A 7,887-nucleotide genomic window follows, 5' to 3' on the forward strand; every position below is an offset into this window, starting at 1 on the left:
GCCGCCGTTGGCGGTGCTGTAGTAGAGGTAAACCTCGCCGTACTTGACACCGGTGAGTGATGCTCGTCACTGAGGCAGCCTGCCCAATAGCCCAAGTAGTGCCGGCCTGGCGTCGAGACCACGAAGCCCCGGCACCCCCTCAGGGGGCCGGGGCTTCGTCTTGCGCTCAGGGCCGTCGGGTCAGTCCTCCGTGCGGGCTGACGTTCCGGTGACTCCGCCGAAGATCTGGCCGCCGTTGTCGCCGCCGCCGTTGTTGCCGCCCTGGTCGAGGGCGATCAGGTTGACCGCTGTGCCCTTGGCGACCGGGGTGTTCGGCTGTGGGTCCTGCTGGAGGACGATGGCCTGGTCGTTCTGGGAGCCTTGGATGTTGCCCACCGTCAGGCCGACGTCCTCAAGGGCCTTCCTGGCGTCCTTGACCGTCAGCTGGGTCACGGTCGGCACCGGAACCTGCTCCTGCTCGGCGGCCTTGCCGATCCGGATCTCCACCTGCGAGTTCTTGGGGATCTGGGCGCCGATCGCCGGGTTGGTGTCGATGACCTTGCCGACCTTGTTCGGGTCGTCGGTCTCCACTTCGACGCAGTTGCCGATCAGCTCGTTGGCCGACATCTGGGCCTTCGCCTCGTCGCAGGTCTTGTCGGCGACGGCCGGGACGGTCGACTCCTCCTCCTCCACGGCGATGGTGAGGGTGATCGTCGTGCCCTTCTCGACTTCCTTGCCGCGCTTCGGGTCCTGGTCGAGGACCGTGTTCGGATCGTCCGAGGAGGTCTCGCGGGTCTTCGTCTTGATCACGAACTGGAAGTCGTCGCCCTCGAGCTGCGACTTGGCCTCGTCCAGCTTCAGGCCGATCACGCTCGGCACGGTGACCTTCGGGGCACCGGTCGACATGACGACATTGACCGTGGACCCCTTGTCGACCTTGGTCTCGGCGCCGGGGTCCTGCTCGCAGATCTTGCCCTTGCTCTGGCTCTCGCACTCCTTCGGAGTGACCGTCCCCAGCTTGAGGTCGACGTTCTGGAGGAGTGCCTCAGCGCTGTCCTTGGTCTCACCCACCAGGTTCGGCACGGGAACGCTGCTGTTGCTGGCGTTCTGGCCGTCGAACACGTACTTGCCGATCAGGATCGCTCCGACCAGGACCAGCACAGCTGCGACGGCCAGGAGGATCGTCGAGGTGTTGGACTTCTTCTGGCGGCGTCGGTCGACGCGGTCGTCGTAGCCGTAGCCGCCGTCGTCGGGGTTCATGGGCGGCAGCATCGACGTGGCGCCGGCGTCCGTGGCGCGCAGGGCCGTGGTCGGCTGGTCGTCGGGGTAGCCGCCGTAGCCGACGGAGCCCATGGCCGCGGTCGCCGCCACCGGCTGGCCGTCGAGGCAGGCCTCGATGTCGGCGCGCATCTCGTCGGCCGACTGGTAGCGGTAGTTGGGGTCCTTGGTCAGGGCCTTCAACACGATCGCGTCCATCTCGGGCGTGATCTCGGGGTCGAAGACGGACGGGGCCTGGGCCTCTTCGCGGACGTGCTGGTAGGCGACCGCTACCGGGGAGTCGCCGACGAAGGGCGGGCGGACCGTCAGGAGCTCGTAGAGCAGGCAGCCCGTGGAGTACAGGTCCGACCTCGCGTCCACCTGCTCGCCCTTGGCCTGCTCCGGCGAGAGGTACTGCGCGGTGCCGATCACGGCGGCCGTCTGGGTCATCGTCATGCCGGAGTCGCCCATGGCGCGGGCGATGCCGAAGTCCATCACCTTGACCTGGCCGTTGCGCGTCAGCATGACGTTGGCCGGCTTGATGTCGCGGTGGACGATGCCGCTGCGGTGGGCGTACTCCAGGCCCTGGAGGATGCCGATGGTCATCTCCATGGCGCGCTCCGGCAGCAGCTTGCGGCCGGAGTGGAGCAGCTCACGCAGTGTGGAGCCGTCCACGTACTCCATGACGATGTACGGGATCGACACGTTGTCGATGTAGTCCTCGCCCGTGTCGTAGACCGCGACGATCGCGGGATGGTTGAGCGAGGCGGCCGACTGGGCCTCCCGGCGGAACCGGGCCTGGAAGGACGGGTCGCGCGCGAGGTCCGCGCGCAGCGTCTTCACGGCGACGGTGCGGCCGAGGCGGGTGTCATGCGCGAGGTAGACCTCCGCCATGCCACCACGACCGAGCACCTGGCCCAGTTCGTACCGGCCGCCGAGGCGACGCGGCTCTTCCATAGCTACCTACCAGCCCTCTCCGTCGGTCCCGCCCTCACCCTTGTGGGTGTGACGGTGGTCCGTCCGGGCATACCGTACCCGGCTCATCTTGTGTGACCTGGCCAAGCCCGTAACCCGATACAGGACCGGTATCGCAACGTGCACCGATGTGAAGGGGACGTGAGCGGGGTCACTTCTTGCTGTTGATGACCGCCTCCATGACCTTCTTCGCGATCGGGGCCGCCAGGCCGCCGCCGGAGATGTCGCCGCGGACCGCGTCCTCGTCCTCGATCACGACGGCCACGGCGACCGGCGAGCTGTTGTCGCTGAGCTTGGCGTAGGAGATGAACCACGCGTACGGGTTCTCGCTGTTGTCCACACCGTGCTGGGCGGTACCGGTCTTGCCGCCCACCTTGACGCCGTCGATCCGCGCGTTCGTACCCGTGCCGTCCTCGACGACCGTCTCCATCATCGACTGCAGGATTTCCGCGTTCTCCGCCGACAGCGGCTTGCTCATCTCCTCGGGCGTGGTCGTCTCGAGGGCGTCGAGGTTGTGCGTCTGGAGCTCGTCGACCATGTACGGCTTCATCAGCGTGCCGTCGTTGGCGACGGCCGAGGCGACCATGGCCATCTGCAGCGGGGTGGCGGCCGTGTTGAACTGGCCGATGGAGGACAGCGCGACCTCGGAGGGCGCCATGTCGTCGGAGAAGACCGAGGCGCTGGTGCGGACCGGCGTGAACTGCTCCTCGGTGAAGCCGAACTTCTTGGCCTCCTCCAGCATCTTGTCGTTGCCGAGGTCGGAGCCGACCTTGCCGAAGACGGTGTTGCAGGAGTACTGCAGGGCGACCCGCAGAGTCGCGTTCTTGCAGGGGATGTTCCCCTCGTTCTTCAGCACGGTCGTGGTGCCCGGCATGGTCCACGGCAGCGGCGTCTTGGTGGGTGCGTCCGCGTCCGTGTACAGGCCGTTCTCCAGCGCCGCGGCCGCGGTGACGACCTTGAAGGTCGAGCCGGGCGGGTAGACCTCGCGCAGCGCCCGGTTGAGCATCGGGTCGTCGGGGTTGTTCTTCTTCTGCAGCTTCTTCCAGGCCTCAGCGTCGGAAGTGCTGCCGCCGGCGATCGTGCCGGGGTCGTACGACGGGTAGGAGGCCAGCGCGAGGATCTTGCCGGTGGACGGCTCGATGGCGGCTACGGCACCCTTGGCGCCCTGTGCCTTCAGGCCGTTGTACGCGGCCTTCTGCGCGGCGGCGTTGAGGGTGGTGACGATGTTGCCGCCCTTGTTCTCCTTGCCCGTGATCATGTCGAGCGTGTTGCGGAAGAAGAGCCGGTCGTCGGTGCCGGTGAGGATGCCGTCCTCGATGGACTCCAGCTGGTTGGCGCCGTAGGCCTGCGAGACGAAGCCGGTGACGGGCGCCCACATCGCGCCGTCCTTGTACGTGCGCTTGTACTTGAAGTCGCCCGAGGTGGTCTCCGCGTACCCGGTTATCGGGTTGCCGCCGACGATGATGTCGCCGCGGGGTGTGGCGTAGCGCGCGATGAGGACGCGGCGGTTCTTGGGGTCTTCCCTCAGGCTGTCGGCCTTGACGTACTGGAGCCAGTTGTCCCGGATGAGCAGGGCGAGGACGAGCAGGCCACAAAAGATCGCGATCCGGCGCAGGGGCTTGTTCATGACGGGCGGACCACCTGGGTCATTTCGGCGTCGGGGTTGGGGGCGGGGGCGGGCGCGGGGCGCCGCGCCGTGTCGCTGATGCGGATCAGTACGCCGATGAGCGCCCAGTTGGCGATGACGGAGGAACCGCCGTACGCGAGGAACGGCATCGTCATACCGGTCAGCGGGATCAGGCCCATCACACCGCCGGCCACGACGAAGACCTGGAGCGCGAAGGCGCCGGAGAGGCCGATGGCGAGCAGCTTGCCGAAGGGGTCGCGGGCGGCGAGGGCGGTGCGCACGCCGCGCTCCACGATCAGGCCGTAGATCAGCAGGATCGCCATGACGCCGGCCAGGCCCAGCTCCTCGCCGAAGGTGGCGAGGATGAAGTCGGAGTTGGCGGCGAAGCGGATGAGTTCGGAGTGGCCCTGGCCCCAGCCGGTGCCGAGGGTGCCGCCGGAGCCGAAGGCCCACAGGGCCTGCATGGCCTGCTCGGAGTGGACGACGCCGTCCCTGACGCCCTCCTGGCTGAGCGTGTACTCGCGCATGGGGTCGAGCCAGGCCTGGACACGTGTCTTGACGTGCGGTTCGAAGCTGGCCACGCCGACGGCACCGGCCGCGGACATCAGCAGGCCGAAGACGATCCAGCTGGTCCGCTCGGTGGCGACGTACAGCATGATGACGAACATTCCGAAGAACAGCAGCGACGTGCCGAGGTCGGTCTCGAAGACGAGGATCAGGATCGAGATCATCCAGACGACGATGATCGGACCCAGGTCACGGCCGCGTGGCAGGTACAGGCCCATGAAGCGGCGGCTCGCGAGGGCGAGGGCGTCGCGCTTCACCATCAGATAGCCGGCGAAGAAGATCGCCAGCACGATCTTGGCGAACTCACCGGGCTGAATGGTGAAGCTGCCGACCTGGATCCAGATCTTGGCGCCGTAGGTGATGTCGGCGCCGAGGCCCGGTACCAGCGGCAGCAGCAGCAGGACCAGCGCACCGGCCATGGAGATGTACGTGTAGCGCTGAAGCGTGCGGTGGTCCTTGAGGAAGATCAGCACGGCGACCAAGAGGGCGATGCCCATCGCCGTGTAGATCAGCTGGTTGGTCGCCTTGCCGCCGGCCTGCCCGATCTGCTGCAGCAGCTTCGACTGGTCCAGTCGCCAGATGGCCACCAGCCCGAGTCCGTTCAGCAGCGTCGCCAGCGGCAGCAGCAGCGGGTCCGCGTACGGGGCGAACTTCCGTACGGCGAGATGGCCGACGCCGGCCAGCAGGCCGAGGCCCAGGCCGTAGCTCAGCAGGCCGGCCGGCACCTCGTCGTCGATCGCCAGACCCACATTGGCGTACGCGAAAACCGGAATGACCACCGCGAACACCAGCAACGCCAGTTCGGTGTTGCGTCTGCTCGGTGCGCCGATCGCGCCGATCGTGGATGTGTGGTGGGTCGGCGAGTTCGTAGTGCTGCTCATCGTGTGACGGGGCCTCTCACGGCTTGCCTACTGCGTGCCGCAGTTCGTGACGACCTTCTGCTCTTCCTCCGAGAGAGTGGGGCCGGGGCTTGGCGTGGCAGTCGGTGTCGGGGAGGTGGACGGGTTCGGGGAGTTGGTGGCCGACGGATTCGGCGTCGGTGTCGCCTTGGACGTAAGAGAGGTACGGGTGGTTCCCGTGGTGCCTCCGGCCTCGCCTTCGCCCGTCCTGGAGTTCTTCTCGCTCTCGGCGGCCTGCTGCTCGGCCCGCTTCTGGCACGCGGAGGCCTGCAGCGCGAGCTCGTCGATCTTCGCCTGGGCGTCCTTCAGGCCGCCCTCGGCGATGGTCGCCTCGACCAGCTTCTTCTGGTACGGCGGCAGGTACTTGAGTTCGATCTCGGGGTGGTCCTTCTCCACCTTCGAGAGCGAGACCCAGGCCAGGTCCTGGCTGATCCCCCGGTACAGCGCGACGTGTTCCTCGTTGGCGCCGACGTAGTACTGCGTCTGCGTCCAGCGCCAGCCGCCGTACAGGCCGCCGCCGATCACGCCGAGCGCGAGGGCGATGTAGAAGGATCTCTTCAGCCACTTGCGGCCCTTGCGGGGCTTGACGAAGTCGTCGTCGGTGTAGTCGCCGAAGCTGCCCGCCGGGATGTAGCCGGTGGTGTCGCCGGAGCCGGGCGGGCCGAACTCGCCGCCCCCGCCGCCCTGTCCGGGGACCTGGCGGCCGAGCCCGGAGGCGCGGCCGGCCGGGGTCTGCATGATGCCGTTGTCGTGCAGGTGGTGCTGGTTCTCGGCGACGGCGCCGACCACGACCGGGGTGTCGGACAGCTGCCCGGCGAGGGTGTCGCCGGTGTCCAGGTCGAGGACGTCCGCGATGATCACGGTGATGTTGTCGGGGCCGCCGCCGCGCAGCGCGAGTTCGATCAGCTGCTGGACGGTCTCCTGGGGGCCCTGGTAGCTGGCGAGGGTGTCCTCCAGGGTCTGGTGGGACACCACCCCGGACAGGCCGTCGGAGCAGATCAAGTACCGGTCGCCGGCGCGGACTTCGCGGATGGACAGGTCGGGGTCGACGTGGTCGCCGCTGCCCAGCGCGCGCATCAGCAGGGAGCGCTGCGGGTGGGTGGTGGCTTCCTCCTCGGTGATGCGTCCCTCGTCGACGAGGCGCTGCACCCAGGTGTGGTCCTGCGTGATCTGCGTCAGGACACCGTCGCGCAGCAGGTACGCGCGCGAGTCGCCGACGTGGACGAGGCCGAGGCGCTGCCCGGTCCACAGCAGGGCCGTCAGGGTCGTCCCCATGCCCTCGAGCTGGGGGTCCTCCTCGACCATCGAGCGCAGCTGGTCGTTGGCGCGCTGTACGGCCGTGCCGAGCGAGGTGAGGATGTCGGAGCCGGGGACGTCGTCGTCGAGCGCGACGATGGTGGAGATGGCCTCGGAGGAGGCGACCTCGCCGGCCGCGGCCCCGCCCATGCCGTCGGCGATGGCGAGCAGGCGGGGTCCGGCGTATCCGGAGTCCTCGTTGCCCTCCCGGATCATGCCTTTGTGCGATCCGGCGGCGAAGCGCAGTGACAGACTCATGCGCACCTCGCCCGTCGGCTCCGGGTACATCCGCACGGTGCCCACCCTCCGGTCGGGAGCGCGCCGGGGCCCGTCGTGTGGGCCGCCGCTGCGTGCTCGCTCCGCTCGCGCCTATTCATGATGTAGCACTACTTCCGCAGCTCGATGACGGTCTTGCCGATGCGGATCGGCGCGCCCAGCGGAATCGGTGTGGGGGTCGTGAGCCGCGTTCGGTCGAGGTACGTGCCGTTGGTGGAGCCCAGGTCCTCGACGATCCACTGGCCGTCGCGGTCCGGGTAGATCCTGGCATGCCTGCTGGAGGCGTAGTCGTCGTCCAGCACGATGGTGCTGTCGTGCGCCCGGCCCAGGGTGATGGTCTGGGCCTGGAGCGCCACGGTGGTGCCGGTCAGGGTGCCCTCGGTCACGACCAGCTTGGAGGGGGCGTTACGGCGCTGGCGGCCGCCGCTCTGCTGGGCGCGCTGCTGCGGAGGCGCCGCCTGCCGGGCCGCCTGCTGCGACCGGCCGGCCTCGCGCCTGGAGCCGCGCTGGGTGACGCGCGTACCGAACAGGTCGCTGCGGATGACCTGCACGGCCACGATCACGAACAGCCACAGTACGGCCAGGAAACCCAGCCGCATGACCGTGAGGGTCAGCTCTGACATTGCCCCCGCTTCACCCTTCGGCTTGCCGGTAAATGATGGTGGTACTGCCCACGACGATCCGCGAGCCGTCGCGGAGCGTAGCGCGGGTGGTGTGCTGCCCGTCCACCACGATGCCGTTGGTGGACCCGAGATCCGCGATCGTCGAGGGCGTTCCGGTCCGGATCTCACAGTGCCGGCGGGAGACGCCGGGGTCGTCGATCCGCACGTCGGCTTCGGTGCTGCGGCCCAGCACCAGCGTCGGGCGGGAGATCTGATGGCGGGTGCCGTTGATCTCGATCCAGTAGCGGGTGCGTCCGCCGGCCGCGGGGGCCGCGGGACGCTGGCCGCCCGCGGGCTGCGGGTAGCCGTAGCCGCCGGGGCGACCGCCGGGCGGCGGCGCGGCCGGCAT

Annotated in this window: 6 protein-coding genes; all 6 read right to left on the minus strand. The window is 68.6% G+C overall.

Annotated features, from left to right (window positions below; all coding sequences use genetic code 11):
- Positions 1-180 precede the first annotated feature (180 nt).
- A complete protein-coding gene (gene pknB / locus EHO50_RS36885; protein ID WP_128435571.1) occupies positions 181-2,193 on the minus strand; it encodes a Stk1 family PASTA domain-containing Ser/Thr kinase in 2,013 nt (670 codons plus the stop codon).
- A 169-nt stretch (positions 2,194-2,362) separates the two neighbouring features.
- Positions 2,363-3,838 (minus strand): peptidoglycan D,D-transpeptidase FtsI family protein, encoded by a 1,476-nt coding sequence (locus EHO50_RS36895; RefSeq protein WP_128435572.1) that lies wholly within the window; start codon positions 3,836-3,838, stop codon positions 2,363-2,365.
- The gene (locus EHO50_RS36900; RefSeq protein ID WP_128435573.1) at positions 3,835-5,286 is read right to left on the minus strand and encodes an FtsW/RodA/SpoVE family cell cycle protein; all 1,452 of its coding nucleotides are present in this window, start codon (positions 5,284-5,286) and stop codon (positions 3,835-3,837) included. Before EHO50_RS36900 ends, EHO50_RS36895 begins: the two co-directional genes overlap by 4 nt.
- A gap of 27 nt (positions 5,287-5,313) precedes the next feature.
- A complete protein-coding gene (locus tag EHO50_RS36905; protein ID WP_246101754.1) occupies positions 5,314-6,858 on the minus strand; it encodes a Stp1/IreP family PP2C-type Ser/Thr phosphatase in 1,545 nt (514 codons plus the stop codon).
- A 128-nt stretch (positions 6,859-6,986) separates the two neighbouring features.
- Positions 6,987-7,499, minus strand: coding sequence for an FHA domain-containing protein FhaB/FipA (locus EHO50_RS36910; RefSeq protein WP_128435574.1), 513 nt, complete (start codon positions 7,497-7,499; stop codon positions 6,987-6,989).
- Positions 7,500-7,509: 10 nt separating this feature from the next.
- Positions 7,510-7,887 (minus strand): FHA domain-containing protein (locus EHO50_RS36915; protein ID WP_164905054.1); only part of this gene is annotated, 378 nt, incomplete at its 5' end.

Origin of the sequence: Streptomyces cyaneus (assembly GCF_004028635.1) — a bacterium.
GTDB lineage: Bacteria > Actinomycetota > Actinomycetes > Streptomycetales > Streptomycetaceae > Streptomyces > Streptomyces cyaneus.

Coding starts and splice junctions, on each gene's coding strand:
- EHO50_RS36905 (WP_246101754.1), bottom strand. CDS start 6,858: ATGAGTCTGTCACTGCGCTTCGCCGCCGGATCGCACAAAGGCATGATC.
- pknB (WP_128435571.1), bottom strand. CDS start 2,193: ATGGAAGAGCCGCGTCGCCTCGGCGGCCGGTACGAACTGGGCCAGGTG.
- EHO50_RS36900 (WP_128435573.1), bottom strand. CDS start 5,286: ATGAGCAGCACTACGAACTCGCCGACCCACCACACATCCACGATCGGC.
- EHO50_RS36895 (WP_128435572.1), bottom strand. CDS start 3,838: ATGAACAAGCCCCTGCGCCGGATCGCGATCTTTTGTGGCCTGCTCGTC.
- EHO50_RS36910 (WP_128435574.1), bottom strand. CDS start 7,499: ATGTCAGAGCTGACCCTCACGGTCATGCGGCTGGGTTTCCTGGCCGTA.